This is a genomic window from Bacillaceae bacterium S4-13-56 (assembly GCA_040191315.1).
GTDB lineage: Bacteria > Bacillota > Bacilli > Bacillales > JAWJLM01 > JAWJLM01.
In genome coordinates, this window is sequence record JAWJLM010000021.1 from 1 (window position 1) to 1124 (window position 1124).

The 1124-nt window shown below is 45.8% G+C and carries 7 tRNA genes; all 7 read left to right on the forward strand.

Annotated features, from left to right (window positions below):
* Positions 1-45 precede the first annotated feature (45 nt).
* The 7 genes from RZN25_07755 (at position 46) to RZN25_07785 (ending at position 916) form a co-directional block, all read left to right on the forward strand.
* Positions 46-122: transfer RNA gene (locus RZN25_07755), tRNA-Asp, on the forward strand.
* 12 nt (positions 123-134) lie between these two features.
* Positions 135-209: transfer RNA gene (locus tag RZN25_07760), tRNA-Gln, on the forward strand.
* Positions 210-415: 206 nt separating this feature from the next.
* Positions 416-491, forward strand: a tRNA-Lys gene (locus RZN25_07765).
* A 9-nt stretch (positions 492-500) separates the two neighbouring features.
* Positions 501-585: transfer RNA gene (locus RZN25_07770), tRNA-Leu, on the forward strand.
* A gap of 12 nt (positions 586-597) precedes the next feature.
* Positions 598-684 (forward strand) — tRNA-Leu (locus RZN25_07775).
* 75 nt (positions 685-759) lie between these two features.
* A tRNA-Arg gene (locus tag RZN25_07780) sits at positions 760-836 on the forward strand.
* Between the two features lie 3 nt (positions 837-839).
* Positions 840-916, forward strand: a tRNA-Pro gene (locus RZN25_07785).
* The last annotated feature ends 208 nt before the right edge of the window (positions 917-1124 follow it).

Here is a 1124-nt window from a genome sequence, read left to right on the forward strand (position 1 = left end):
TCACGGGTTCGAATCCCGTACGGGTCACCATTTTTAATTTAATACGGTCCGGTAGTTCAGTTGGTTAGAAAGCCTGCCTGTCACGCAGGAGGTCGAGGGTTCGAGTCCCGTCAGGACCGCCATATCCATATAATTGGGGTATAGCCAAGTGGTAAGGCAACGGATTTTGATTCCGTCATGCGTAGGTTCGAATCCTGCTACCCCAGCCAAACTTACTTCTTGAATAATCTTCATTGAAGATTTTGCGAGGAGCGTAAGCATCATCGATTAATCTTGCAACGTGACGAGCAACAAGCAACACATCACCGAATAATCTGCGAGTAACCCCGAAGCACACAGCTTCTGTGAATAGGCTGGTAGATGCAGGGGTTTATTAGATGAAACAACTAAATGAGTAAGATCATGTACAAAACATGAGCCATTAGCTCAGTCGGTAGAGCATCTGACTTTTAATCAGAGGGTCGAAGGTTCGAGTCCTTCATGGCTCACCATTTAAATATGCGGGTGTGGCGGAATTGGCAGACGCGCTAGACTTAGGATCTAGTATCTTATGATGTGGGGGTTCGACTCCCTTCACCCGCACCACTTTCTGTTTATGCGGTCGTGGCGGAATGGCAGACGCGCTAGGTTGAGGGCCTAGTGGGAGGTAATCCCGTGGAGGTTCAAGTCCTCTCGGCCGCACCAAAAAACTAATTTAAAAAATTTGTTGACATGTAATTGATAAAATGATATGATATTACTTGTCGCTTCGAAACAAGAGCGCCCGTAGCTCAATTGGATAGAGCGTTTGACTACGGATCAAAAGGTTAGGGGTTCGACTCCTCTCGGGCGCGCCATTACGGGAAGTAGCTCAGCTTGGTAGAGCACTTGGTTTGGGACCAAGGGGTCGCAGGTTCAAATCCTGTCTTCCCGACCACTTACAATAATATGTTCTCTTGAATGTACTGGTGTGGTTACGAGCAATTACTTCTTATGAATTAGCTGCGAGTTTCCCCGAAGTATGAACATCATCGAGTATGCTTGTAGATGCAGAAGCAAAGCAATCTCATATTACGAGCGTAAGGTAATAAAATTTGATATCTATTATTATGCGGGTGTAGTTTAGTGGTAAAACCTCAGCCTTC